Genomic DNA, 25,487 nt, shown 5'->3' with positions numbered 1-25,487 from the left:
CCCTGATAATGTCACTACTTTACCCGGATAACTCTAGCGCAGATGCTGCCCTCCACCAACCTTCTTGCCGCTCTTTGGAGAACTGCTCATGCGTGTATTCGTCACAGGCGCCACCGGCTTCGTCGGCTCCGCCGTCGTTGCCGACCTGATCGCCGCCGGCCATAGCGTCACCGGCCTCGCCCGCTCCGACGCGGGTGCCGCCTCGCTCGCCGCGATGGGAGCAAAGGTCCACCGCGGCTCGCTGGAGGACCACGCCTCCCTGCGCAGCGGCGCGGCCGGCTCCGACGGCGTGCTGCACCTCGGCTTCAACCACGACTTCTCGAAATTCCTGGACAATTGCGAGCTCGACCGCCGTGCCATCGTCGCACTTGGCGAAGAACTGAAAGGCTCCGAGCGTCCGCTCATCGTCACCTCCGGCGTGGCCCTGCTCGCGCCAGGGCGCCTCGCGACCGAGGACGATGAGTCAGCGCACCGCTTTCCGCGCGTGTCGGAATCGACCGCGCTATCGCTGCCCGACGTTCGCGCCGCCGTGGTTCGGCTGCCACCGACGACCCATGGCGAAGGCGACCACGGCTTTGTGCCGATCCTGATCAACCTCGCTCGCCAGAAGGGCGTGGCGGCCTATATCGGCGACGGCAGCAATCGTTGGCCGGCCGGGCATCGCTCCGATGCGGCGCGCGTTTACAGGCTTGCGCTCGAGCAAGGCGCAACCGCACCGCGCTATCACGCGATCGCCGAGGAAGGCATCCCGTTCAAGACGATTGCCGAAGTGATCGGCAAAAGGCTCGGCGTGCCCGTGGTCTCGAAATCGCAGGATGAAGCGGCCGAGCATTTCGGCTGGTTCGCGCAATTCGCCGGCGTGGATGTCCCCACGTCGAGCGCGAAGACGCGCGCCCTGCTCGGCTGGGCGCCGAAAGAAAAAGGGCTGATCGAGGATCTCAACCAGCCCTATTACTTCAAGGTCTGACGGCGCCTCACGCCGCCAGATGCAGCTTGCAGATCAGTCCGTCGTGACCGCGGTCTCGAGGTCGGTCGGATCGATCTGCTGGCTCAGCCGCGCGTTGAGCTTATCGCGATCGAGCTCGCCCTCCCACCAGGCGACGATCACGCAGGCGACGCCGTTGCCGCACAGATTGGTCAGCGCGCGGCACTCGCTCATGAACTTGTCGATGCCGAGCACGATCGCCATGCCCGGCACGAGCCGCGGATCGACCACCGCGAGCGTCGCGGCTAGCGTGATGAAGCCCGCGCCGGTGATGCCGGAGGCGCCCTTCGAGGTCAGCATCGCCACGACCAGGATCGTGAGCTGCTGGCCGAAGGTGAGATCGAAGCCAAGCGCCTGTGCGATGAACAGCGTCGCCAGCGTCATGTAGATGTTGGTGCCATCGAGGTTGAACGAATAACCCGTGGGCACCACGAGGCCGACCACCGATTTGGAGCAGCCGAGCCGTTCCAGCTTCTCCATCAAGGACGGCAGCGCGCTCTCCGACGACGAGGTACCGAGCACGATCAGCAGCTCGTCCTTGATGTAGGCAAGGAACTTGAAGATCGAGAAGCCGGCGAACCGCGCGATAGTGCCGAGCACCACGACGACGAACAGTGCCGAGGTCAAATAGAACGTCGCGATCAGGCCCATCAGATTGAGGATCGCGCCGGTGCCGAACTTGCCGATGGTGTAGGCCATCGCGCCAAACGCACCGAGCGGCGCCGCGCGCATCACGATCGAGATGACGCCGAACACCGCATGCGCGGCATCGTCGATGAAACTACGGATCACATGGCCGCGTTCGCCGAGCCCCATGATGGCGAAGCCGAACAGCACCGAGAACAGCAGCACCTGCAGGATCTCGCCTTGCGCGAAGGCGCCGACCACGGTGTCGGGAATGATGTGCAGGATGAAGTCGACCGATTTCTGGCCCTCGGCCTGCTTGGCGTAGGTGGCGACCGCCTGCGCGTTGGCCGCGGCGTTGCCGAAGCCTGCGCCCGGTTTGATGACGTTGCCGATGATGAGGCCGATGACGAGCGCGAAGGTAGAGACGACCTCGAAATAGAGCAGCGCCTTGACGCCGATGCGTCCGACCTTCTTGGCATCCTGGATGTGGGCGATGCCGGAGACCACGGTGCAGAAGATGATCGGCGCGATCACCATCTTGATCAGCTTGATGAAGCCGTCGCCGAGCGCCTTGATCCAGTCGTTGGTGGCAACCGTCGGCCAGAGCCAGCCGACGATCGCGCCGAGCACGATGGCAATTAGCACCTGAACGTAGAGAATTTTATACCACGGCTTGGCCGCGCTGGGTGCGGCCGGCGCGCCGGTCATCGTTGTCGTTGTCATTATTTCCTCCCCCCTCAAAATTTAGAGCCAGCCAAGATCAACTTGGCCGGCCCTGTCAATTGGAACCATTCCGTATGGTGAGTTCTAGACGCGGCGATCGACGATCCGGCGTACTGCTGGCATCAGCGCAGCGCCCAGCGCGTTCTTGACCACCGAAGCCGCAATGAACGGCGCGACGCCGACCAGCCAGGCCTTATCCGCGCCAAGGCCGATGCCGTAGGCCAGCCAGCCGAAACCGGCGATGAAAATGACGATATGGCCGACCGCCATCGCTGCAAACAGCAGCACGACGTTGCGATCCCAGCCCCGTTCGGCGAACCAGCCGATGACGAGGGCAGCCAGCACGAAGCCGTAGAGGTAACCTGCGGTCGGGCCGACCAGCGGCGCAATTCCACCAACCGGACCGGCGAACACCGGCAGCCCCATCGCACCTTCGGCGAGGTAGGCGATCATGGTTGCGCTGCCAAGGCGCCAGCCATAGGCCGCGCCGATCATCAGCACGACCAGGGTCTGCAATGTCATGGGCACGTAAGGCAGTGGCAGGTTCACCTTGGCCGACAATGCCATTAGTGCGGAGCCGAGCGCGACCAGGACGACGGCGCGCAAGGCGCCGACGGTCTCACCCGGTCGGGTCGGCCACATCACTGCGGCAAGAGGAGAATGCGACGTGGCAGCGGACTGGACGGTTCGGTCAGACAAGATGCACTCCGGAAGGCTGTTAGAAACTGGCGGCTATTTAAGCCAGTGAGCGATCCGGTCAACTGCCTCGCGCATCTCCTCGGCCGAGCGCGCATAGGAGAATCGGATGAACGAGCGGCCGTGGATCGGATCGAAATCGACGCCCGGCGTTGCCGCAACGTTGGCCTTCTCCAGCATCTGCTTGGCGAAGTCGAAACTGTCCGAGGTGAAGTCCGAGACGTCGGCATAGAGATAAAACGCGCCGTCCGCGGGCAGGAACTTGCTAAGGCCCGCCTTGGGCAATCCCTCGATCAAGATCCGCCGGTTTTCCTGATAGCCGTGCTTGATCTCCTCCATCTCGGCCGCACCGTCGAAGGCGGCCTCGGCCGCGATCTGCGATAGCGACGGCACCGAGATGGAGAGGTTCTGCTGCAGCCGCTCGATCGGCCGCACCAGGATCTCGGGCGCGACCATCCAGCCGACGCGCCAGCCCGTCATGCAAAAATACTTCGAGAACGAGTTGATCACGAGTGCATGCGGAGACAGCTCTGCCGCCGTCACTGCGGGAAAGGCATAATCGAGCCCGTGATAGATTTCGTCAGATATGAAGCGGATGCCGGCATCCTCGGAAGCCGCGATCAGCCCGGCGAGCGCCTCCCGGGACATCATCGTTCCCGTCGGATTGGCGGGGCTGCCGACCAGCACGCCCTTCAGCGGTGCTTTGCGATGAGCGGCGAGCAGCGCCTCGCCGGTCAGCGCGTGGCGCGTGTCGTTGGTGGTCTCGATCAGCACCGGCTCGCAGCCGAGCGCGGTGAGGATGTGACGGTACGGCGGATAACCCGGCACTGTCACCGCGACGCGATCGCCGGGCTCGAACATCGACAGGAAAGCCAGGATGAACCCGCCGGAGGAGCCCGTGGTCACCACGATTCGCTCCGGGCTGACGGTGCAGCCATAGGCATCGCGATAATGCCGCGCGATGCGCTCGCGCAAGGACGGGATGCCGAGCGCCGAGGTGTAGTCGATCCGCCCCGCTGACAGCGCGGCCTGCGCCGCCCCGATCGCGGTCTTCGGCGCACCGGCCGCGGGCTGGCCGACCTCCATGTGAATGACATGGCCGCCGGCCGCCTCGATCCGGGCCGCTGCGGCCATCACGTCCATCACCATGAATGGGGGAACATCACTGCGGCGGGAGGGCTCGAGCCACTGCCCCACCCGGTTCCTCAATGTCGCATCGTGCATCGATTTCTGCTATTCGCTGGCGGACCGGTCCGTTCGGTCCGGAAATCAGGGCGCTTGCGCCCCAGACTAGCCGCATTATACGGCTCATAAGGGCATATCTCGTATCCGGTCCGCCGCCAATCGCCAAAACCATCACAAAAACTGCATTACAAGCCCGTTTGACCCAGACCGTTTGATGTTGCTCCAGATCGCATTGCGCAAGAAGGCCTCCGCCCTCACCGCCCTCGTCACGGCGGCTGCGATCGCGCTGCTGCCGGTCCCGGCGACGCAGGCGCAGGAAGGCCGGGGACCGCCGGTCCTGCGCGACACCGAAACCGAGCAGCTGTTGCGCGAATATACGCGCCCGATCCTGCGCGCCGCCGGTCTGGAGAAGCAGAACATCCAGATGGTGATCATCAACGACAGCTCGTTCAACGCGTTCGTCGCCGACGGCCGCCGCATCTTCGTCAATTACGGCGCGATCATGCAGTCGGAAACGCCGAACCAGCTGATCGGCGTGCTCGCGCACGAGACCGGGCATCTGGCCGGCGGCCATCTGTCCAAGATGCGCGAGCAGCTCGCCAATGCCCAGACCCAGATGATCATCGCCATGCTGCTCGGCGCCGGCGCGCTCGTGGCGGGTGCGAGCCGCGGCTCCAGCAGTGGCAATAACGGGCTCGCCAATGCCGGAGCGGCTGCGATTGCCGGACCGCAGGAGATGATCCGCCGCTCGCTGTTGTCCTACCAGCGCCAGCAGGAAGAGAACGCCGACCGTGCCGGCGTGAAATTCCTGACCGCGACCCAGCAGTCGCCGAAGGGCATGTACGAGACCTTCAAGCGCTTCACCAGCGAGAGCCTGTTCGCGGCGCGCGGCGCCGATCCCTATCTGCAGTCGCACCCGATGCCCGCCGAGCGCGTCGCGGCGCTCCAGGAATTCGCCAGCACCAGCCCTTATTGGGACAAGAAGGACGACCCCGCGCTGCAGCTCCGTCACGACATGGTGCGCGCCAAGATCTCTGCCTTCATGGAGCGGCCCGAGACGGTCTACCGCCGCTATCCCCTGACCAATGACAGCATGCCGGCGCGCTATGCCCGCGCCATCAGCACCTATCTGCACGGCGATTTGCGCAGCGCGCTGACCCAGATCGACGCGCTGATCGCGGTGCAGCCGAACAACCCGTACTTCTACGAGGTCCGCGGCCAGGCGCTGCTGGAGAGCGGCAAGCCGGCCGACGCGATCGCCCCCCTGCGCAAGGCTGTCGCACTCTCGAACAATGCGCCCCTCATCGAGATGTTACTTGGGCAGGCTCTGGTTGGAACCGATAATAAGGCCTACACGGACGACGCCGTTCGGATTCTCCGCGCCGCGGTGGCACGGGAGCCCGAGGCTCCTCTCGGCTACATGCAGCTCGCGATGGCCTATGGCCGGAAGGGAGACTATGCCGAGGCGGATCTCGCCTCCGCCCAGGCCGCCTACTTGCGCGGCGACAACAAGACCGCTCGCGAGCTTGCCACGCGCGCGAAAACCCGTTTCGCCGTCGGCACGCCCGGATGGGTCAAGGCCGACGACATCGTGGCGTCGAAACCGCCGCGCAACTAGCCTGATCACGACATCCGCCACTTTGACGTCACGACACTCGGATTAAGTCCGCCGGGACGTTTTTTCGAAACCTGCTCTGGATAAGAGGATTTGCCAATGCCTTCGCTGCGCCTGCTTGCTCCCGCGCTGTTTGCGCTCGCCATCTTCGGCGCAACGGGACCGGCTTCGGCCGACAGCTTCTCGGATGCCCAGCGCACCGACATCGAGGCGATCATCAAGAACTACCTCGTCAGCCATCCCGAGGTGCTCGAGGAGGCCATGACCGAGCTCAGCAAGCGCCAGGCTGACGCCGAAACCAAGAAGCACGAGGCCAGCGTCGCGCAGAACTCGGATGCGATCTTCAACTCGCCGCGCCAGGTCGTGCTCGGCAACAAGGACGGCGACGTCACCTTCGTCGAGTTCTTCGATTACAATTGCGGCTACTGCAAGCGCGCGATGAGCGACATGCTCGACCTGATGAAGTCCGATCCCAAGCTGAAGGTCGTGCTGAAGGAGTTTCCGGTGCTGAGCCAGGGCTCGGTCGAGGCCGCGCAGGTTGCGGTCGCCGTGCGCATGCAGGATCCCTCCGGCAAGAAATATCTCGACTTCCACCAGAAGCTGCTCGGCGGTCGCGGCGCGGCCGACAAGGCACGCGCGCTGCAGGCGGCCAAGGAAGCCGGCCTCGATACCGCGAAGATCGAAAAGGACATCGCGAGCCCCGAGGTGCGCGCCACCATCGAGGAGAACTTCAAGCTCGCCGAAGCGATGGGCATGAACGGCACGCCGAGCTACGTGATCGGCAAGCAGATCGTAGTCGGCGCCGTCGGCCTCGACGGCCTCAAGGAAAAAATCGGCGTCGCCCGCTGCGGCAAGGCGACCTGCTAGCGATCATCGTAAAATTCGCGCACGCAACGAGGCCGGCTGAAAAGCCGGCCTTTTTCGTTGGCAGCAGCTCTGCACGAATCCTGGCGCGAATCCGGCATGCACGTTCATCTCGCGTTTAAGAAACAAATGCCGCGGAACAGCAGATGTTCCGGAACAAGTGACACCTCCTCCCGTTGTCGGCGCGGGCAATGACGCAAAAGAAACACGTGAGGAGAATTCAATGTCGAACCGCTTTATGATCTCGGTTGCCGCGCTTGCACTTTTCGCCGGCACCGGTCTGGCGAACGCACAAGGCACGATGAAGAACGACAACGGCGGCGCCGGCGCGCAGCCGATGCAGCACTCGCAGCCCGCCGGCGGCGCAGCCGAGCGCGGTGGCGCGATGGGCAAGGAAGCGGCTCCCGAAAAGGGCACCGTCGGTCAGGCCGGTGGCTCCATGAAGCCGGGCGAAGAGAAATCGTCTGGCGCGATGGAAAAATCCGGCGCGGCGGAGAAATCCGGCGGCATGGAAAAGTCTGGCGCGATGAACAAGAACGCGGCCGACGAGAAGGCCGGCGCGGCGAAGGGTGAGCACGCCCAGAGTGCGCAGGACAAGTCCGTGCAGGACAAGTCGAAGAGCATGAGCTCTGACTCCTCGACCAAATCCGACAGCAAGGGCATGAAGGCCGAAGATAACAAGGCCGGTGGCGCCGCCAAGAGCAACAATGCCGAGAACCGTCCGGCTGCGACCGACAGCAAGTCGCAGACCACGACCGGCAACGCCGCCACCACGGCAACCGCTGCTCCGCCGGCGGAAAAGCGGACCCAGATCGTGTCGGCGATCAAGTCCGAGAAGATTGAAGAGACGACCAACGTCAACTTCAACATTTCGGTCGGCACGGCAGTCCCCGCGAGCGTCCGCTTCCATCCGCTCCCGGCACGGATTGTCGAGATCTACCCGGAATGGCGCGGCTATGACGTGATCTTCGTGCATGGCCAGTACATCATCGTCCGGCCCCAGACGCGCGAGATCGTCTACATCATCGAAGGCTAAGCCGCCTCGCTGACGCCCAAGGGAGCCCCCGCCGAGCGATCGGCGGGGGCTCTTGGCCTATTGGGCAGCCTCCGCCGCCGGTCCCCGCCGCAAGCCATCCTTTCGACTGGTTAACAAGCAATTTCCGTAGTTTCCGCACAGGTTTTTGCACACTGGATGAGGTGCCTGAAGCGGTCCCGGAGGCCCTTCAAGGCTTCCCCTAGGTCACTTTGTTACCTATAACCCCCGCCACGCCGAAACACGCGCCGGGACACGAATGGCCGAAGCAGCAACCGATACGATCCTCGTTCTCAACGGGCCGAACCTCAACATGTTGGGGACACGCGAGCCCGAGAAGTATGGCCACGCGACGCTGGCCGACGTCGAGGCGCTGTGCCGGGAGACGGCCGCGACCTTCGGCCTCAAGGCTGATTGCCGGCAGTCCAACCGCGAAGGCGAGCTGATCGACTTCATCCACGAGGCGCATGCCCGCAAGATGAAGGGCATCATCATCAATGCCGGCGGCTATTCGCACACCTCGATCGCGCTGCACGACGCGCTGCTCGCGGTGCAGATCCCGACCGTCGAAGTGCACGTGACCAACATCCACGCCCGCGAGAGTTTCCGCCATCACTCCTACACAGCGCGGGCGGCCTTCGCCTCGCTCTGCGGTTTCGGCATCGAGGGCTACCGCCTCGCCATCCAGGGCCTTGCCGCCAAGGTCGGCATCAAGCCCAAAGCCTGACGCTCCCTCATCACACAGAACATTCGGATCAAAGAACATGGCGCGCCAGCCAGACGTCAAAGCAGCCGCAAAGTTTTCCAGCGAGGATTCCGCACTCGTCCGCGAGCTCGCTTTGCTGCTCGATGAGACCAGCCTCACCGAGATCGAGATCGAGCGCGCCGGCCTGCGCCTTCGCGTCGCCCGCAACATCAGCGTCGCCGCGACCATGCCTGTTCCAGTGGCGCATGCGGCCCCCGCGCCGCTCGCCGTTGCGGCTGCCGCACCCGCGGCTGCTGCGGCCGACATGTCGAAGCATCCGGGCGCCGTGACCTCGCCGATGGTCGGCACTGCCTATTGGGCGCCCGAGCCCGGCGCCAAGCCGTTCGTCGAGGTCGGCTCGAAGGTCTCGGTCGGCCAGACGCTCCTGATCATCGAAGCGATGAAGACCATGAACCAGATCCCCTCGACGCGCGCCGGCACGGTGACCCAGATCCTCGTCGAGGACGGCCAGCCGGTCGAGTTCGGCGAGCCGCTGGTGATCATTGAGTGAGGGAGTGGCGAATAGCGAGTAGCGAATCGTTACTCGTCCCCATTCGCCATTCGCTATTCCCCATTCGCCCCTGAGGCACCATGTTCGACAAGATCCTCATAGCCAATCGCGGCGAGATCGCCCTTCGCATCCTGCGGGCCTGCAAGGAGCTAGGGATCGCGACCGTCGCCGTGCACTCCACCGCCGACGCCGACGCCATGCATGTGCGCCTGTCGGACGAAAGCGTCTGCATCGGGCCGCCGCCGTCCAAGGACAGCTACCTCAACGTGCCCGCGCTGCTCGCGGCCTGCGAGATCACCGGCGCCGACGCCGTGCATCCCGGCTACGGCTTCCTGTCGGAGAATGCGCGCTTCGCCGAAATCCTCGGCGAGCACAATCTGCAATTCATCGGTCCCAAGGCCGAGCACATCCGCCTGATGGGCGACAAGATCGAGGCCAAGAAGACCGCCAAGAAGCTCGGCATCCCCGTGGTGCCCGGTTCGGACGGCGCGGTCGGTCCCAACGACGATGCGATGGCGATCGCCAGGAAGATCGGCTTTCCCGTGCTGGTGAAGGCGGCTGCCGGCGGCGGTGGTCGCGGCATGAAGGTCGCGCAGAGCGAGGCGGATCTCCAGGTGGCGCTGTCGACCGCGGCCAACGAGGCGAAGTCCGCCTTCGGCGACGCCTCCGTCTATCTGGAAAAATACCTTCAGAAGCCGCGTCACATCGAGATCCAGATTCTCGGCGACGGCCGCGGCGGCGCGATCCATCTCGGCGAGCGCGACTGCTCGCTGCAGCGCCGCCACCAGAAGGTCTGGGAGGAAGGCCCCTCGCCCGTGCTGGCCGCCGCTGCGCGCGCCAAGATCGGCGAGACCTGCGCGAAGGCGATGCGCGAGATGAAATATCTCGGCGTCGGCACCATCGAGTTCCTGTTCGAGGACGGCGAGTTCTACTTCATCGAGATGAACACGCGCATCCAGGTCGAGCATCCTGTCACCGAGAGCATCACCGACATCGATCTCGTGCTGGAGCAGATCCGCATCGCCGCCGGCGGCGAGCTGCCGGCCAAGCAGAGCGAGATCCAGATCATCGGCCATGCCATCGAGTGCCGCATCAACGCCGAGAACCCGCAGACCTTCCGCCCCTCGCCGGGCCGCATCACGCAATATCATCCGCCGGGCGGGCTCGGCGTCCGCATCGATTCCGCGGTCTACCAGGGCTACACGATCCCGCCCTATTACGATTCCCTCGTCGGCAAGCTGATCGTCCACGGCAAGACCCGCGCCGAATGCCTGATGCGGCTGCGCCGGGCGCTGGACGAGATGGTCGTGGAAGGGATCGAGACCACCCTGCCGCTGTTTCGCGACCTGGTGCGCCAGGACGACATCATCAACGGCGACTACCACATCCACTGGCTGGAGCAGTACCTCGCCGGTAAGACGGAACCGACTGCGAAATAATCTCCGTCCGTGGAACCCTTTGGCCCCAATCGCATTATGGACGGTTGGGGACAGTTCCAAGGGGCTATTTTGCACTTCACTCCGCGTAACAAGGCAAAGCCATCGTGACGGCCGACGCACAGCGGCGGCGCACGGTGATGCAAATCCTGCTGCTCACGGCGGGATTCGTCGTGTTGGTCGCGATCAGCGTGGCCTCGGTGCTGCTGGTCAACAAGGCGCGCGAGGACAATTCCTGGGTGCTTCACACGGTCGAGGCCGAGAGCCAGATCTCCAATCTGCTGCTCGAAATCCGGCGCGCCGAGAGCGCGACGCGGGCCTATATGTTATCCGGCGCGCCGCAATTCCTCACAGAATATCAGGCTGCCGCCACCATCATCGTGCCGGCCCTCGACAAGCTCTCCGCATTCACCAGCGATAATCCCGTTCAGGTGGCCAACGTCGCCAAGCTTCGAAAGGCGGTCGAGCAACGGCTGTCGGAATTTGCGCGCGGCGTCGAGCGCGTGAAGACAAACGATCTCTCGACAGCGATCACGGTCCTGCGCGAAGGCTCGTCGACGGGAGCGGTCGAAACCATCGCCGAGGCCGGACGCGACATGCGGACCGAGGAGGATCGCCTGTTCAGGCAGCGGACCGACACCGCCGACCGAACCCAGAAGCTCGCCTCCTCCGTCACGATCGCCGGCTCCGGCATGGTTCTGGCGCTCGCGTTCGGTTCGGTGCTGCTGGTGCGTCAGTCCTCGCGCGCCCGCGATCAGGCAGAAACCCGGCTTCGCGACTCCAACCTCAATCTGGAGGCCACCGTCGACGAGCGCACGGCAGACCTGCGCGAAGCCAACAACGAGATCCAACGCTTTGCCTATATCGTCAGCCATGACCTGCGCTCGCCGCTGGTCAACATCATGGGCTTCACCAGCGAGCTCGAGGAATTGGGCAAGGACATCTTTCGACGGATCGGAGGGCTCACGGGTGTGCCGGCCGGCGGCCCGCCCGTCGACATCCCAGACATTCCGCTCGACGAGCCCGACAAGCAGCTCTCGGCGGATTTTTCCGAAGCGCTCGGCTTCATCAAATCCTCGATCGCCCGGATGGACCGGCTGATCTCGGCGATCCTCAACCTCACCCGCGAAGGCCGGCGCGAGTTCCAGCCGGAGAAGATCGACACGCGCGACTTCATCGAGGCCATCGTCACATCGCTCGCGCATCAGGCGGCCGAGGCGCAGGCCGAGATCCACATCGAGCCGCTGCCGAATCTCGTCAGCGACCGCTTTGCGCTGGAGCAGATCTTCTCCAATCTGATCGATAACGCGATCAAGTATCTGAAGAACGGGGTGCCCGGCGAGATCAGAATTCGCGGGCGCACCAAGCTCGGCTACGCTATCTTCGAAATCAGCGATAACGGCCGCGGCATCGATGCGAAGGATCATCAGCGGATTTTCGACCTGTTCCGCCGGGCAGGAACCCAGGACAAGCCCGGTCAGGGCATCGGTCTTGCCCATGTGCGTGCACTTGTGCGCCGCCTCGGCGGCACGATGTCGGTATCGTCGGAACTGAACGCGGGCAGCACGTTTACGATCACGCTGCCCATCGCCTGGAACGCCAGCAACCGGAACGCCGACAAATGACCCAGCCTGTCAGCATCATCATGATCGAGGACGACGAAGGGCACGCCCGGCTGATCGAGCGCAACATTCGCCGCTCCGGCGTGAACAACGAGATCATCTCCTTCGCCAACGGCACCGAGGCGGTCAAGCATCTGTTCGGCGCCGACGGCAGTGGGCTCGCCCAGAAGGGTAACGCGCTGCTGATCCTGCTCGACCTCAACCTGCCCGACATGAGCGGGATCGATATCCTGAAGCAGATCAAGGAAAACAAATATCTCAAGGCCTCGCCCGTGGTGGTGCTAACCACGACCGACGACAGCCAGGAGATCAAGCGCTGCTACGAGCTCGGCTGCAACGTCTACATCACAAAACCCGTCAACTACGAGAATTTCGCCAACGCCATCCGGCAGCTCGGCCTGTTTTTCTCGGTCATCCAGGTTCCGCCCGCCGCCACATGAGCCAGCGCACGCCGACATTGCTCTATATCGACGACGACGCCGCGCTTGCGCGCCTGGTTGACCGCGGCCTGACGCGGCGCGGCTACAAGGTCATCCATGCTGCAAGCGGCGAGGAAGGCCTCGAGCGGATTCGCAAAGCGGGAGTTAAGGGCTGCATCGATGTCGTGGCGCTCGACCAGTACATGCCGGGTCTCGACGGACTCGAGACGCTCGAGCAGATCATGGCGATCCCGGACGCCCCGCCGGTGGTCTTCGTCACGGCCTCGCAGGATTCCAGCATCGCCGTCACCGCGCTGAAGGCAGGCGCGGCGGACTATCTCGTCAAGGACGTCAAGGGCGACTTCATTCCGCTGCTGCATGTCGCGGCCGAAGGCGCGCTGCGCCAGGCCGAGTTGCAGCGGGCGCGCGAGGAAGCCGAGGCCGAGATCCACGCCTCGCGCGATCGCTATGCCGCGCTCGCCGCCGAACGCGAAATGCTGCTGCGCGAGGTCAATCACCGCGTCGGCAATTCGCTCCAGATCATCGCCTCGCTTCTGCATTTGCAGGCAAACTCCGCCGGGCAGGACGAGGTCAAGGCCGCGCTGACCAACGCCATGGGCCGCGTCGCCGCCGTCGCCCAGGTGCATCGCCGTCTCTACACATCGCAGGATCTGAAGAGCGTCGTGCTCAATCAGTACCTGGACTCCCTGCTCGAGGATCTCCGCCGCTCCGCCGAAGGCAACCGGATGTCGCGCCTGACGGTGAAGGCCGAGCCGATCGAGATCGACCCGGATCGGGCGGTCGCCGTCGGCATCATCGTCAACGAGCTGGTGATGAACGCGGTGAAATACGCCTATCCCGATGGCGCCGGCCCCATCCATGTCGAGCTGACCTCGCAGGATGATGACCTCTTGCTGTCGATCACCGACGACGGCGTCGGCGACAACGTCAAGGCCGATCCGCGCTCCACCGGTATGGGCCAGCGCATCGTCGCGGCGATGGCCACCAAGCTCGATGCCACGGTCGAGCGCGATCCCGCGCATTCCGGAACCCGCATCATTCTGCGGTTCCAACGCACGCCCGCGGCAACCGCCAAGGCGAACACCGCCGCGGCGGGCTGATCCGCATCCGGAATTGCCCCCCATCGCACGCGCATCGCGATCCTGCTATGATCGGACGCTATGACTTCGCGCGACTCCGCCTCGTCTGAAATCACGCCGGCCGTGCTGCTGCGCGCCTATGCCTGCGGCATTTTTCCGATGGCCGAGAGCGCCGACGACCCGACCCTGTTCTGGGTCGAGCCGGAGATGCGCGGCGTGATCCCGCTCGACGGCTTTCGCGTCTCTTCGCGACTGGCGCGCACCGTGCGCTCGGATGCGTTTCGCGTCACCGTCAACACCGCGTTCAAGGCGACCATCGCCGGCTGCGCCGCGCCACAGGCCGGGCGCGAGGACACCTGGATCAACAAGCGCATCCGCGACCTCTATGGCGGGCTCTACGAGCTCGGCCATTGCCACAGCGTCGAGGCCTGGCAGGGCGACGACCTCGTCGGCGGCCTCTATGGGGTAAGCTTGGGGCGCGCCTTCTTTGGCGAGAGCATGTTTCACACCACGCGCGACGCCTCGAAGGTCGCGCTGGTGCATCTGGTCGCGCGGCTGATCCATGGCGGCTTCGAGCTGCTCGACACGCAATATGTCACCGAGCATCTGAAGAGCTTTGGTGCGGCCGAGATCTCGCGGCGGCGCTACACCGCGCTGCTCGACAAGGCGCTTGCCGGCGAGCCCGGCGATTTCCTGAGATTGTCTTCGGGGGATGCGATCCCGGGCGCGCGCGCGCTCGAGATCGTCGCCTCGCGGCAATAAGTCAGATGACCGGCCGAAGCCCGGGGATTTGGCCTAGCGGCCAAACCCGGGAATACCGAACAGACCCGGCCGCTGCTCCGGCGGCGGAGGTGGTGGCGCCGGCTGCTGCTGGATCGGCGGCGGAGGCTGCGGCGGACGCTGCTGCACGGCCTGCTTGGGCGCGGCCTTCTTCTGCGCCGGAGGCGGCGGTGGCGGCGCAGGCTTAGTCGCGGGATCGGGCGCCGCGGTCGCAATGGTCTGCTGCGGCTCTTTGCAGTCGGTGAGCCAGATATCGTAGATCGGGTGCTCGACGCCGTGGAGGCCCGGGCTCGCGGCATACATCCAGCCGGAGAAAATCCGCTTCACCTCGCCCTGCAAGGTGATCTCGTCGACCTCGACGAAGGCATCGGTGTTGGCGGCTTCAGTCGCTGGCCGCGTGTAGCAGGCGTCGGTCTTCACCCGCAGCGCGCCGAACTGCACGGTCTCGCCGATATCCTCGTCGAAATTGATGATGCGCCCGGTGATCTTGTCGAGGCCGGAGAAGGTCGCCTTCTTGTTCACGATCTTCTGGGCCGGCGGCTCGGTGACGACCTCGTCGCCCGGCTGAAGGCTCGCAGGCGCCTGCGGCACGGCACCCGGCTGGGTTCCGCCCTTCTGCTGCGGCTGACGCTGACCAGGCGCTGCGCCCGGCTGAGCAGGCGCGCCCGGCGGCGCAACCGCGACGGCGGGCGGCGGGTTCTGCGGCGCGATGGTGCTGCCCGGTGGCGGCGCCAGCGGCTGGCTCTCGACCGGTCCCGGCATGGCATTGCCCTGGCGCGGCATCGGCCGCGACGGCAGCACGCGGCCCTGCGGCGGCAGCTCGGGCACCTCTTCATCGTCGTCGGGGGTCGGCTGCGGTTGCGGCTGCCCGCCACGGGGGATGCTGCCCGGCGGCCGCAGCGGCGGCGGATCGGAGAAAATCGTGCCGATCTGCGCCTGCGCAGGCGTCGCAACCGTCAGCGCGGTTGCGGCCAAAAGCGCCGCAAGACCTGTCAGGGTAATGGTTCGAAACATAATCTCGCGCGGCTTCAACAGCGAATCGGGTTCGTTGGACATTCTACAGGGGATACCGCCGCTCGCAGGCCAACCGGTTAACACGGCGAATACGGCGGGGAAAGGGCGGCATCCCTGCCCTGCCCGCCGCCGGCTGGCCAGACCGGCGCCCGGATGGGATAGTTGGAGGCCTCTCTCCGGGGCGGAAAACGGGCATCGCCCCCGAAAATGCGTCCAACGATAACCAGAACCTCAAGGGTCCCCACCCCATGCCCGTCGTGCTCGATCCCGATGCCGCCGCCGTCTACAAGGCGTTCCAGGAGGCCGGCCGCCCCGCCTACGAGACGCTGACCGCGGCGGAGGCGCGTGCCTATTACGCTCAGGCTCGCTTTGCCACCAACCCCGAGCCGCCGGAGCTTGCGCGGGTCGCGCCGCTGTCGATCCCGGCACCGCACGGTGCGATCCCCGCGCGGATCTACGTCCCGAAGCAGCCGCGCCTCAAGAATGGGCTGGCGCCTGCACTGGTGTTCTTCCACGGCGGCGGCTGGGTGATCGGCGATCTCGATTCCCACGACGTCGTCTGCCGCCAGCTGGCCGACGCCGGCGCATTGATCGTCATCTCCGTCGATTACCGCCTCGCGCCCGAGCACAAATTTCCCGCCGCCGTCGACGATGCGATCGCCGCGACCAAATGGATTGCGGCGAACGCGCGCGAGCTCGGCATCGACGCTGCGCGCCTCTCGATTGGCGGCGACAGCGCGGGCGGCAATCTCGCAGCCGTCGTCGCGCTGGCCGCGCGTGACGGCGATGGCCCGAAGATCGCGGGCCAGGTGCTGATCTATCCGGCCGTCGATTTCGCCATGACGCACGGCTCGCACAGCGAGCCCGAGACCAGCGTGCTGCTGACGCACTCGGTGATCCGCTGGTTCCGCGACCACTATCTCGACGGCGCGACTGACATCCACGATTGGCGCGCTTCGCCCGCGCGCGCTCAATACTTCGCCGGATTGCCGCCAGCCTATGTGCTCACGGCCGGCGCCGATCCCCTGCGCGACGAGGGCGATGAATACGCCGTGCGCCTGAAGCAGGCCGGCGTGAGCGTGACCTATAAGCACTTCCCCGGCCAGTTCCACGGCTTCTTCACCATGGGCAAATTGCTGCAACAGGCCAATGTCGCCGTGAGCGAGATCGGCGCATGGCTGAAGGAGTTGGGCTGACAACGCCGTCATCCGAATGTCGTCTGCGCTCAAAACAGTTCTGACCCTTCCCCTCCGCGGCCTGACCTGGCTTGGCAGCCAGGGCACGCGTGCGGTGGCCGCCGTCGTGTTCATCGCCGCCGCCGTGCCGCCGCTCGGCGCGCTGCTGCGTCCCTACGTCACCGAGGCGATCCTCGTTCTGCTCTGCATCTCCTTCATGCGGGTGGATCTGGCGGCGCTGTACGGACATCTGCGCCGGCCGGCGCTGGTGGCAACGGCCACCGCCTGGACCACGATCGGCGTGCCGCTGATCGTCGGACTGGTCGCGCATGCGACCGGGCTCACCGATCGCGCCCCCGGTCTGTCGCTGGCGCTGATGCTTCAAAGCGTGGCCTCGCCGATGATGGCCTCTCCGGCGCTCGCGGCCCTGATGGGCCTCGATGCCACGCTCGTGCTGGTCACGCTGGTAACCGCAACCGCAATCGTGCCCTTCACCGCGTCGCTGTTCGCGAGCCTTTTCCTCGGCGGCATGCTGAGCATCTCGCCGCTCACGCTTGGACTGAAACTGCTCGGCATCCTGGCAGCCTCGCTGCTGGCCGCGACCGTTATCCGCTGGCTGTTCGGCGCCGATGCGATCCAGCGCCACAAGCAGCCGATCGACGGCTTCAACATCATCATCCTCTTCATCTTCGCAGCCGCGATCATGGGCGATGTCGTGAGCGATCTGGTGGCGCAGCCGGTCTTCACCATCAGCCTCGCAGCTCTCTCCTTCGCGATCTATTTCACGCTGCTCGCCGTCACGACCTTCCTGTTCCGCCGCATCGGCTATGAACGCGCGCTGGCGCTCGGGCTGATGGTGTCACAACGCAATCTCGGCCTGATGCTGGCCGCGACCGCGGGCGCATTGCCGGCCACGACCTGGCTCTATTTCGCGATGACGCAGTTTCCGATCCATCTGTCGCCGTACCTGCTGACGCCGATCGCGCGGCGGCTGACGGCGCGGGCGGGTACGACCGCAGCAGCGGCTGCAAAGAGCTCCACCTAGCCCGCCCGTGCCGCGCGGCGCAGCGCCTGCGGGGGCTGGCCGAAGGCGCGGATGAAGGCGCGGCGCATGCGTTCGGGATCGCCGAAGCCGGTCGCCTCCGCCACGAGCTCGATCGCCTCGCGCGAGGACTGCACGCGTTCGCGCGCGACCTCGATCCGCAGCCGCTCGATCGCCTTCGATGGCGTCGTGCCGGTCTCCGCAGTAAAGGCGCGGGCGAAATGCCGCGCGCTCATGCCGGCGCGATCGGCGAGGTTTTCCACTGTCAGCGGCGCGTCGAGATTTTCCCGCGCCCAGGATAACAGCGCACCAAAGCGGCCGTTCGGCGTCTTCAATTCCAGCAGCGACGAGAACTGCGACTGGCCGCCGCTGCGGCGATGGTAGAGCACGAGCTGACGCGCGGTCGCCTGCGCGATCTCCTCGCCATGGTCCTCGGTGACCATCGCGAGCGCGAGATCGATACCGGCGCTGATGCCTGCCGACGTCCACACGTTGCCGTCGCGGGTAAAAATCTGGTCCGGCTCGAACTTCACCTGCGGATAACGCGCGACGAAATCGCGCGTGCGGCCCCAATGCGTGGTGGCGCGGCGGCCGTCGAGCAGGCCGGCCTCCGCCAGCACATAGGCGCCCGAGCAGACGCTGGCGACCCGCACACCGCGCCTGGCCAACCGCTGCACAAAGGCGAGCGTGGCCGGACAGCGCGCCGCCGCCGCGACGCCCGCGCCGCCTGCCACGACCAGCGTCGTGATCGCGTTCGCCGATCTGAAATCACGCGCCATCATCTCGACGCCGGAGGACGAGCGCACCGCGCCCGCGTTCAGCGCCAGCACCCGCAGCGCAAGCGGCTTGTCGCTGGCGCGTGCCGCGATCTCGAACACCGAGATCGGGCCGGCCGCGTCGAGCAACTGGAAATCCGGGAAGATCAGGATGCCGATCATGGTCATGTCCGAAAGTGAGGGAAATACGCCATTTTGGACAGGAGGGCATCATGCCATTCTGCGCCCGTCAAGCTCTTCATTGGAGGTTTTCATGTCGGCACCGCTCCAGATCGGTCTTTTGGTGTTCCCGCGCGTCACCCAGCTCGACTTCACCGGTCCGTTGCAGGTGTTCTCAGGCATCCCCGGTGCGAAGCTGCACCTGATCTGGAAACGGATCGAGCCGGTGCCGAGCGATTCCGTGCTGACGCTCATGCCGACCATGACCTTTGCCGATTGTCCGCAGCTCGACGTGATCTGCGTACCCGGCGGCCGCGGCACCGACGATCTGCTCAACGACGAGGAGGTGCTCGATTTCCTGCGCAGGCAGGCGGAGGGCGCCAGATACGTTACCTCGGTCTGCACGGGATCGCTGGCGCTTGGCGCCGCCGGCCTGTTGAAGGGATACCGCGCCGCCACCCATTGGAGCGCCATGGAGCTGCTCGCACAGTTCGGGGCGACGCCGACCAAGACGCGCGTCTGCGTCGACCGCAACCGCGTCACCGGCGGTGGCGTCACCGCAGGCATCGATTTCGCGCTGACACTGGTTTCGATCTTGTTCGACCGCACAACGGCGGAAGCGATCCAGCTCGGGCTCGAATACAACCCCGCGCCGCCGTTCAATGCAGGCTCGCCGGACACAGCGCCGACCGAGGTGCTCACATTGGTGAAGGACCGGATCGCACCGAACCAGGCGCGCCGGATCGAAGCAGCCCAGCGCGCAGCCGCAAAGGTGATGTGAGCAAAAGAAAAAGGCCGCCCGGTTTCCCAAGCGGCCTTTCCTGTCTTACGGCGGCTGCACATTTCATCGGGCGATTTCGGAGCTTCCAGACCGGGGGCCTATCTCCCGATCGAGTCCTGGTCGGCGGCCGCTGCATTTCGGGACAGTCGCGAGCTGTTGCCCGAACCGAACGCGATGGTCTCCCATCTCCGTAAGATGGGTTCATTGAGCCGCATCGCTCGCGCAGGCGCAACGGCCACGCAAGCAGCATCCCCGCTGTTCCCGTTGTCCACAGCGGGGTGATGCGGATGCGTGTGCATCCAAACCAATGATGGAAGTGCGCTAGGCCTCGCCAGGCGTCCAGGGCTGGTAGTCGCCCGTCGCCTTGGGACGCCTGCCGCTGGCGAGCGTCGAACCGGCCGGACGATAGGCCTTGGCCGTGCCCGTCGGATTCGGCTGGTGCGGCTTCTGCCATTCGCGCGGCTGGTAGTTCTCCTCGGTCGGCGGCACGTCGACGACGTGATGCATCCAGCCATGCCAGCCCGTCGGGATACGGCTTGCTTCCGCATAGCCGTTATAAATCACCCAGCGCCGCTCGAAGCCGAGCGTCGGATCGATCTTGCCACCGGCCGTCCGGTAGTAGCGGTTGCCCTGCTCGTCCTCACCGACCAGCTCCCCGTACCGGCGGGTCCAGAGTTGGGTGCCAAAGGTCTGGCCGTTCCACCAGGTGAAAAGCTTCAAGAAGAATTGTTTCATGCGGCAAGGGCCCTGCTTCGTGGGTCCTGATGCCATCCGGACGGCCAAATGTCCAGTTCGGCCAATACGGCCGTGTCCAGCCCAAACGCGGTGACACAGGCCTGCCGTGGCCGCCGCAAATCGGTCGCGATCCATTCATGCCGGGTACAGTGTGGCCGTGGAAATCTGCCTCTCATGCGCAAACCGGCGTGATCCCAGGAACTGTAGCCCTTTCAAGGGATTTGCTTCCGGGAAAGGAGTTTGAACATGAACAGTCTGAGAGTTTTGAGTGCGGCCGCGGCGCTGGCACTGGTTCTTCCGTTGGCGACCCCGAGCTTCGCTCAGGGCCCTGGCGGCCACGGTGGCGGTGGTGGCGGTGCTCATTTCGGCGGTGGCGGCGGTGCCCGTATGGGCGGCGGCGGCTTCAGCGGCGGCCCCCGGATCGGTGGCGGCGGCAATTTTGCGGCCAGCGCGGTTGCGCGCCCGAGCGCCGGACCCGCCTTTGGCGGCGGTGGCCGCAACTTCGCAGCCGCCGGAGGTCACTGGAATGGCGGCGGCAACTGGAATGGCGGCGGCGGCAACTGGCACGGCGGCGGCTGGCATCGCCACGGCGGCTTCTGGCCCGGCGTCGCGGCTGGTGCTGCGATCGGCGCGCTGGGCTCGTCCTACGCCTATTACGGCGGCGGTCCGTATTACGGCGATGGCTATTACGACGACAGCTACTATGACGACGGCGCCTCCGTCGCCGTGGTGCCTGACAGTGGCGGCGACTCGTCGGCCTATTGTGCTCAGCGCTACCAGTCCTACGACCCGGCGTCCGGCACCTATCTCGGCTATGACGGCCTGCGCCATCCCTGCCCGTAACGTGGGCTGAAGACCATCCTCTGTGAGCGGCGCTGAGCAACGGTGCCGCTCATTTGTGTTGGCCGTTCGGCGAGTTTCCCGTTCCGGATACAGATTGAGCGACCATCACGGTGCCCATCGTCGATTGGTCTTGCGATCTTCCGCGCCCCGGTCTTTCACGTCTTGCGAATCCAGTCATGAAGCGCGCATCGGTCATCGCAGAGCCTCCGCAGATCACGGTTCTGCAGTAGTTCGACCTACACGCACGCGTCATCATCCCTCGGGTGACGCACGCCCCCCGCCCAAATGACGGAGCATCTTTCGCTGATCGCGCGGATTTGCCTCAACCTGTCATTGAAGTCCGATGGAATTCACCTGCCACCCGGAACCTGCAGAGGCGCTATGCATTCCGCCGTGCATATCTACTTCGGCCCAATCCAAAATTGACCCGGCGCACGATTCGCCTATATCACCAAACGCTGTGGGGACTTCGATCTACTAGGAAGGGTCATGCCGCGTATTCTCGTGGTCGATGACGATCCGATGGTTGGCGCGACCATCGAGGTCCTCCTCCTGCGCCAGGGCTTCGACGTCACGCTGACCGACGGCGGCGAAACGGGGCTTGCTGCGCTGGAAGCGCAGACGTTTGATGTCATGCTGGTTGATATCTTCATGCCGCATATGCGCGGCTTCGAATCCATCCGCATCTTTCACGAGCGTGCGCCGGCAATCCCGTTGATCGCCATGTCGGGCTACGCCTTCGCCTCATCCGCCTCGCCCTCCCCGGACTTCCTCCGCATGGCGCTGGAACTCGGCGCATCGCGCTGCCTGCGCAAACCGTTCACGCCCGACACGCTGTTGACGACCATCCGGGACTGCCTCGGCGAGAACGCGCCGCCGAAGGACCAGAAAGAGGCCCCTTGATCCCCTCGCAGCGCGTCATTCTCGGTGCTGGACTTGCCATCCTCCTGCTCATCACCGCCGCCTCGATCGGGCTCGACGTCAAGTCGCGGTCGGACGCGGCCTGGGTCAACCACACCGTCGAGGTGCTGAAGAAGATCTCGGACGTGCGTCTCTGGGTCCGCCGCGCCGAGAGCGCCGCGCGCGGTTACGAGATCTTCCGGACCAGCGGCTTCGCCGAGGAATTCGAGGCAGCGCGCGGCCGGATCGCGCCGGCGTTGGCCGACCTCAAGCTCTCCACGCGCGACAATCCCGACCAGTCAACGCTGCTGGATGCCACGGAGCTTCTCATCCTCCGCCGGCTCGAGGTCGCGGCCGAAGCGATCAGGCTGCGCGCAAACGGCGATAATGACGGCTTCGACGCGCTGCGCGACCGCGCCGAGGGACGCGGCCTGATGGAGACGCTCACGGGAAATCTCGACCGGCTGGCTGCTGGCGAAGAGAAGCTGCTGGCCAGCCGCGAAGCCGACTCCCGTCGGACCGGGATCGTGCTGCTCGGCATCGACGTGATCGGCGCGCTGGTGATCCTCCTGCTCGTCCTGATGTTGATGCGCGAAAGCCAGCGCACCCAGGTCGCCCTCAAGAGCACGCTGCACGAGACCCAGGCCGCCAACGAGGCGCTCGAGGCGGCCGTGGCCGAGCGCACCGAGCACCTCGTCACCGCCCATGACGAACTGCGCCTGTCGGTCAACGTGCTCCAGAGCACGTTCCGCAGTATGGCGGAGGCGGTGCTGGTGATCGACGCCGAAAGCACCGTGCTTTTGTCCAACCCTGCGGCGGAGCGCATGCTGCTGCATCGGGCCGGCATGAGCCTGCGCAATCTCCGCGCGCTGTCCGACGTGTTTCACGGCGACGGCGTCACGCCGCTCAAGTCCGACGAGCTGCCGTCCGTGCGCGTGCTGCGCGGCGACGCGTTCGAAGAGCTCGAGATGATCGTCCGCCCGCACAGCGGCAACGCCACGCGCCATCTGATGATCAGCGGCCGGCCGATGCGCGACGGGCAAGGCAACATCTCCGGCGCCGTGCTGGTCTATCACGATGCGACCTCTTCGCGCGAAACCGAGCGGCAGCTGCATCAGTCGCAGAAGCTCGACTCGATCGGCAAGCTGACCGGCGGCGTCGCGCACGACTTCAACAACATGCTGACCGTGATCTCGGGCAATACCGAGACGCTGGTGGCGAGCCTGAAGGGTCAGCCGGAGCTGCAACGCACCGCGCGGCTGATCGACGATGCCGCCGATCGCTGCGCCGAGCTGATCCAGCATCTGCTGGCGTTCGCCCGCAAGCAACCGCTGCAGCCGCGCGACGTCGAGATCAACGCCGCCATTGCCGACATCGCGAAACTGTTGCGCCCCACCCTGGGCGAGCAGATCCAGATCGAGACCGTGCTCGAGCAGGGACCGATGACCGCGCACATCGATCCGTCCCGCCTCACCAATGCCGTGCTCAACATGGCGATCAACGCCCGCGACGCCATGCCGAACGGCGGCAAGCTCCTGCTCGAGACCCACCGCGTCGTGCTGGACGAGGCGTATGCGCAGGCCAATGCCGATGTGCGGCCCGGTCCCTATGTCATGCTCGCCGTCAGCGACACCGGCACCGGCATGCCGCAGAGCGTCCAGGAGAAGGCGTTCGAGCCGTTCTTCACCACCAAGGAGGTTGGCAAGGGCTCAGGTCTCGGCCTCTCGATGGTTTACGGCTTCGTCAAGCAATCCGGCGGCCACATCAAGATCTACAGCGAGCAAGGCCACGGCACCACGATCAAGCTCTATCTGCCGCCTGGCGAAGGCGTGCCGGAAGCGACGGCCCCGATCGCGCTGCAGGCCGAAGGCGGCGCCGAGATCATCTTTGTCGTCGAGGACGACACGCTGGTGCGCAACTTCGTCACTGCCCAGCTGCAGAGCCTCGGCTACAAGACGGTCGCCGCCGCCGACAGCCGAGCCGCGATGCAATTGATCGAGGCCGGCCAGGCCTTCGACCTTCTTTTCACCGACGTCGTCATCCCCGGCGGCATGAGCGGCCGCGAACTCGCCGAAGAGATCGCCAAGCGCCGACCCGGCGTCAAGGTGCTCTACACCTCCGGCTATACCGACAACGCCATCGTCCACCACGGCAAGCTCGACGACGGCGTCATGCTGCTCACAAAACCCTATCGCCGCAACCAGCTCGCGGAGATGATCCGGAAGGCGTTGAACGGCGGCGGAATGGCGGGCTAATTTAGCGTGTCGCCAGCAGCACCGCGGCAAGCGTGAAGACAAGCCCGGCGATCTGGCCCGGCCCGAGCGGCTCGTGCAACGCTATCGCGGACGCGACGACGCCGATCACCGGCACTGCCATCGTCCCGATCGCGGCGACCGAGGCCGGCAGGCGGGCCAATGCCGCGAACCAGCTGACATAGGCGATGCAGAACTGCACGACGGTCGAATAGATCAGGAGCCACCAGCCGACCGGCGTCACCTTGTCCAGATGCGAGGTCTCGATCAGCAGGCCAATGATCGAGATCGGCAGGCAGCCGATCCCGATCTGCCAGGCGGCGGCCGTGATCGGCGGCAGATGGATCGGGTACTTCTTCGAGAACACCGTGCCGACGGCAAAGCCGAGCGCGCCGCACAGCGCCATGATGATGCCCGGCAGCTTCTCGGCGCTGGCGGCAATGCCGTTGCCGCCCATGATCGAGGCGAGCCCGGCGAAGGCCATCACCAGACCGAGCGTGCGCAGCACCGTCGGCCGCTCCCCTAGCACGGGCCAGGCGATCAGCGAGGCCCAGACCGGCATGGTGTAGGCAATCAGCGCCGCCTCGCTCGCCGGCAGCCACAGCAGCGCCAGCCCCATCAGCACCATCCAGCCGGTGACGTTGAGGATTGCGGCGGTCGCCAGCCGCGGCCAGATCGCGGGCGCGACTTTCAGGCTGTCGCCGCGGACCAGCGCCAGCGCGGCCAGCAGCACGGCGCCGAGCACGCCGGTCACCCCGCGAAGGGTGAGCGGCGGCAACTCGCCGAGCAGGAACTTTGTCACCGGCCAATTGAAGCCCCAGCCGATCGAGGTGATCGCAAGGAACATCAGGCCGGCCGGGGCGATGCGCGGCCGCAGCCTCGGCTGAGTCGAATCAAGCATGTGGGGTAGTCCGGCAAAATCGAGGTCAGCTTGGCGCGGATTCGCCCCCGCCGCCACCACCCTGGCGGGCATGCCTGCCCCCTCCTTCCGTAGCCCTACGTGAGTCCCGTTGGCGCAACCCCGGACCTCAAAAATATACCTGCCCTGTGAACAGCGGGATGAAGGGTCCGTATCGTCACCGGATGCAAATTTTTTCGGTTGGGAATCCCTGAGGACTCACTGATACTTGGCTCAACAACAGGTGAGGGCTTGCCCCCTGTTATCCCCCGCAATCCACCATATTTAGTATTTGATTCAGGAACTCGCACTAGTTCTTGACGGGCGCAACGGAGAGTCCTAGCTTTCGGTCCGTTCGGCGCGAGTGAGTTTGCGTCCCGCCGGCACTCCCCCAAAGGGTCCGCAGAACTGCACTCCGCCAAGCCAGACGAAGGCAGCGGGATGAGGGCTTGTCTGCCCGCAGGAAGCGGACTTTTCGGGCGCCAGAACGGGCCGGCAACAGGCTCGGAAGGCATTGATAGACGTTGTGACGGTGTGGGGCGTTTGAACGCATGTCGGGCTCATCGCTTTG

At 65.4% G+C, this 25,487-nt stretch carries 24 protein-coding genes; 17 read left to right on the top strand and 7 right to left on the bottom strand.

The window, feature by feature from the left end:
• Positions 1-88: 88 nt before the first annotated feature.
• Positions 89-967 carry an SDR family oxidoreductase gene (locus tag ACLFLU_RS20840; protein WP_426406759.1) on the top strand — a complete coding sequence of 293 codons (879 nt, stop codon included), beginning with the start codon at positions 89-91 and terminating at the stop codon, positions 965-967.
• Between the two features lie 33 nt (positions 968-1,000).
• Here the strand turns inward: ACLFLU_RS20840 and ACLFLU_RS20835 are convergent, their stop codons facing one another.
• The 3 genes from ACLFLU_RS20835 to ACLFLU_RS20825 form a co-directional block, all read right to left on the bottom strand.
• Positions 1,001-2,335, bottom strand: coding sequence for a dicarboxylate/amino acid:cation symporter (locus ACLFLU_RS20835; protein ID WP_426406758.1), 1,335 nt, complete (start codon positions 2,333-2,335; stop codon positions 1,001-1,003).
• 84 nt (positions 2,336-2,419) lie between these two features.
• Positions 2,420-2,977, bottom strand: a complete 558-nt coding sequence (locus ACLFLU_RS20830; RefSeq protein WP_426414037.1) for a biotin transporter BioY — start codon at positions 2,975-2,977, stop codon at positions 2,420-2,422.
• A gap of 90 nt (positions 2,978-3,067) precedes the next feature.
• Positions 3,068-4,255: a pyridoxal phosphate-dependent aminotransferase gene (locus ACLFLU_RS20825; RefSeq protein WP_426406757.1), complete on the bottom strand. Its 1,188-nt coding sequence runs from the start codon at positions 4,253-4,255 to the stop codon at positions 3,068-3,070.
• 175 nt (positions 4,256-4,430) lie between these two features.
• Between ACLFLU_RS20825 and ACLFLU_RS20820 the strand changes: the two genes are divergently transcribed.
• The 10 genes from ACLFLU_RS20820 (at position 4,431) to aat (ending at position 14,323) form a co-directional block, all read left to right on the top strand.
• Positions 4,431-5,834, top strand: a complete 1,404-nt coding sequence (locus ACLFLU_RS20820) for a M48 family metalloprotease (protein WP_426406756.1) — start codon at positions 4,431-4,433, stop codon at positions 5,832-5,834.
• 96 nt (positions 5,835-5,930) lie between these two features.
• Complete coding sequence (locus ACLFLU_RS20815; RefSeq protein WP_426406755.1) at positions 5,931-6,698, top strand: DsbA family protein; 768 nt, start codon at positions 5,931-5,933, stop codon at positions 6,696-6,698.
• A gap of 220 nt (positions 6,699-6,918) precedes the next feature.
• Entirely contained in the window at positions 6,919-7,731 is an 813-nt protein-coding gene (locus tag ACLFLU_RS20810; protein WP_426406754.1) for a DUF1236 domain-containing protein, read from the top strand.
• Between the two features lie 256 nt (positions 7,732-7,987).
• Complete coding sequence (gene aroQ / locus ACLFLU_RS20805; protein WP_027530894.1) at positions 7,988-8,455, top strand: type II 3-dehydroquinate dehydratase; 468 nt, start codon at positions 7,988-7,990, stop codon at positions 8,453-8,455.
• Between the two features lie 37 nt (positions 8,456-8,492).
• The gene (gene accB / locus ACLFLU_RS20800; protein WP_426406753.1) at positions 8,493-8,984 is read left to right on the top strand and encodes an acetyl-CoA carboxylase biotin carboxyl carrier protein; all 492 of its coding nucleotides are present in this window, start codon (positions 8,493-8,495) and stop codon (positions 8,982-8,984) included.
• Positions 8,985-9,064: 80 nt separating this feature from the next.
• A complete protein-coding gene (gene accC / locus ACLFLU_RS20795; protein ID WP_426406752.1) occupies positions 9,065-10,423 on the top strand; it encodes an acetyl-CoA carboxylase biotin carboxylase subunit in 1,359 nt (452 codons plus the stop codon).
• 104 nt (positions 10,424-10,527) lie between these two features.
• Positions 10,528-12,045, top strand: a complete 1,518-nt coding sequence (locus ACLFLU_RS20790) for a sensor histidine kinase (RefSeq protein WP_426406751.1) — start codon at positions 10,528-10,530, stop codon at positions 12,043-12,045.
• Complete coding sequence (locus tag ACLFLU_RS20785) at positions 12,042-12,482, top strand: response regulator (protein WP_426406750.1); 441 nt, start codon at positions 12,042-12,044, stop codon at positions 12,480-12,482. Before ACLFLU_RS20790 ends, ACLFLU_RS20785 begins: the two co-directional genes overlap by 4 nt.
• Positions 12,479-13,582 (top strand): sensor histidine kinase, encoded by a 1,104-nt coding sequence (locus tag ACLFLU_RS20780; protein ID WP_426406749.1) that lies wholly within the window; start codon positions 12,479-12,481, stop codon positions 13,580-13,582. Before ACLFLU_RS20785 ends, ACLFLU_RS20780 begins: the two co-directional genes overlap by 4 nt.
• Before the next feature lie 60 nt (positions 13,583-13,642).
• Positions 13,643-14,323 (top strand): leucyl/phenylalanyl-tRNA--protein transferase, encoded by a 681-nt coding sequence (gene aat / locus ACLFLU_RS20775; RefSeq protein WP_426406748.1) that lies wholly within the window; start codon positions 13,643-13,645, stop codon positions 14,321-14,323.
• Positions 14,324-14,356: 33 nt separating this feature from the next.
• Here the strand turns inward: aat and ACLFLU_RS20770 are convergent, their stop codons facing one another.
• The gene (locus ACLFLU_RS20770) at positions 14,357-15,397 is read right to left on the bottom strand and encodes a DUF2155 domain-containing protein (protein ID WP_426406747.1); all 1,041 of its coding nucleotides are present in this window, start codon (positions 15,395-15,397) and stop codon (positions 14,357-14,359) included.
• A gap of 206 nt (positions 15,398-15,603) precedes the next feature.
• Here ACLFLU_RS20770 and ACLFLU_RS20765 point away from each other — a divergent pair, with 206 nt between their 5' ends.
• Positions 15,604-16,551 (top strand): alpha/beta hydrolase, encoded by a 948-nt coding sequence (locus tag ACLFLU_RS20765; RefSeq protein WP_426406746.1) that lies wholly within the window; start codon positions 15,604-15,606, stop codon positions 16,549-16,551.
• A gap of 16 nt (positions 16,552-16,567) precedes the next feature.
• Positions 16,568-17,575 carry a Na+-dependent transporter gene (locus ACLFLU_RS20760; protein WP_426406745.1) on the top strand — a complete coding sequence of 336 codons (1,008 nt, stop codon included), beginning with the start codon at positions 16,568-16,570 and terminating at the stop codon, positions 17,573-17,575.
• Here the strand turns inward: ACLFLU_RS20760 and ACLFLU_RS20755 are convergent.
• The gene (locus ACLFLU_RS20755) at positions 17,572-18,510 is read right to left on the bottom strand and encodes a GlxA family transcriptional regulator (RefSeq protein WP_426406744.1); all 939 of its coding nucleotides are present in this window, start codon (positions 18,508-18,510) and stop codon (positions 17,572-17,574) included. The genes ACLFLU_RS20760 and ACLFLU_RS20755 overlap by 4 nt on opposite strands.
• A 91-nt stretch (positions 18,511-18,601) precedes the next feature.
• Between ACLFLU_RS20755 and ACLFLU_RS20750 the strand changes: the two genes are divergently transcribed.
• Positions 18,602-19,288 (top strand): DJ-1/PfpI family protein, encoded by a 687-nt coding sequence (locus tag ACLFLU_RS20750; RefSeq protein WP_426406743.1) that lies wholly within the window; start codon positions 18,602-18,604, stop codon positions 19,286-19,288.
• A gap of 321 nt (positions 19,289-19,609) precedes the next feature.
• Here the strand turns inward: ACLFLU_RS20750 and ACLFLU_RS20745 are convergent, their stop codons facing one another.
• Positions 19,610-20,023, bottom strand: a complete 414-nt coding sequence (locus tag ACLFLU_RS20745; protein ID WP_426406742.1) for an NADH:ubiquinone oxidoreductase subunit NDUFA12 — start codon at positions 20,021-20,023, stop codon at positions 19,610-19,612.
• Positions 20,024-20,269: 246 nt separating this feature from the next.
• On the opposite strand from ACLFLU_RS20745, the gene ACLFLU_RS20740 reads away from it, so the two are divergent.
• The 3 genes from ACLFLU_RS20740 (at position 20,270) to ACLFLU_RS20730 (ending at position 24,021) form a co-directional block, all read left to right on the top strand.
• Positions 20,270-20,866 (top strand): BA14K family protein, encoded by a 597-nt coding sequence (locus ACLFLU_RS20740; protein WP_426406741.1) that lies wholly within the window; start codon positions 20,270-20,272, stop codon positions 20,864-20,866.
• 489 nt (positions 20,867-21,355) lie between these two features.
• Positions 21,356-21,769 carry a response regulator gene (locus ACLFLU_RS20735; protein ID WP_426406740.1) on the top strand — a complete coding sequence of 138 codons (414 nt, stop codon included), beginning with the start codon at positions 21,356-21,358 and terminating at the stop codon, positions 21,767-21,769.
• A complete protein-coding gene (locus tag ACLFLU_RS20730) occupies positions 21,766-24,021 on the top strand; it encodes a CHASE3 domain-containing protein (RefSeq protein WP_426406739.1) in 2,256 nt (751 codons plus the stop codon). The genes ACLFLU_RS20735 and ACLFLU_RS20730 overlap by 4 nt, the downstream gene beginning before the upstream one ends.
• Position 24,022: 1 nt before the next feature.
• Here the strand turns inward: ACLFLU_RS20730 and ACLFLU_RS20725 are convergent, their stop codons facing one another.
• On the bottom strand, positions 24,023-24,919 hold the full coding sequence (locus ACLFLU_RS20725) for a DMT family transporter (protein WP_426406738.1): 897 nt from the start codon (positions 24,917-24,919) through the stop codon (positions 24,023-24,025).
• Positions 24,920-25,487 lie beyond the last annotated feature (568 nt).

The sequence above is a fragment of the Bradyrhizobium ganzhouense genome (assembly GCF_049949285.1).
In the GTDB taxonomy this organism is placed as follows: Bacteria; Pseudomonadota; Alphaproteobacteria; order Rhizobiales; family Xanthobacteraceae; genus Bradyrhizobium; species Bradyrhizobium ganzhouense.
This window is presented reverse-complemented; position numbering and strand designations above follow the sequence as displayed.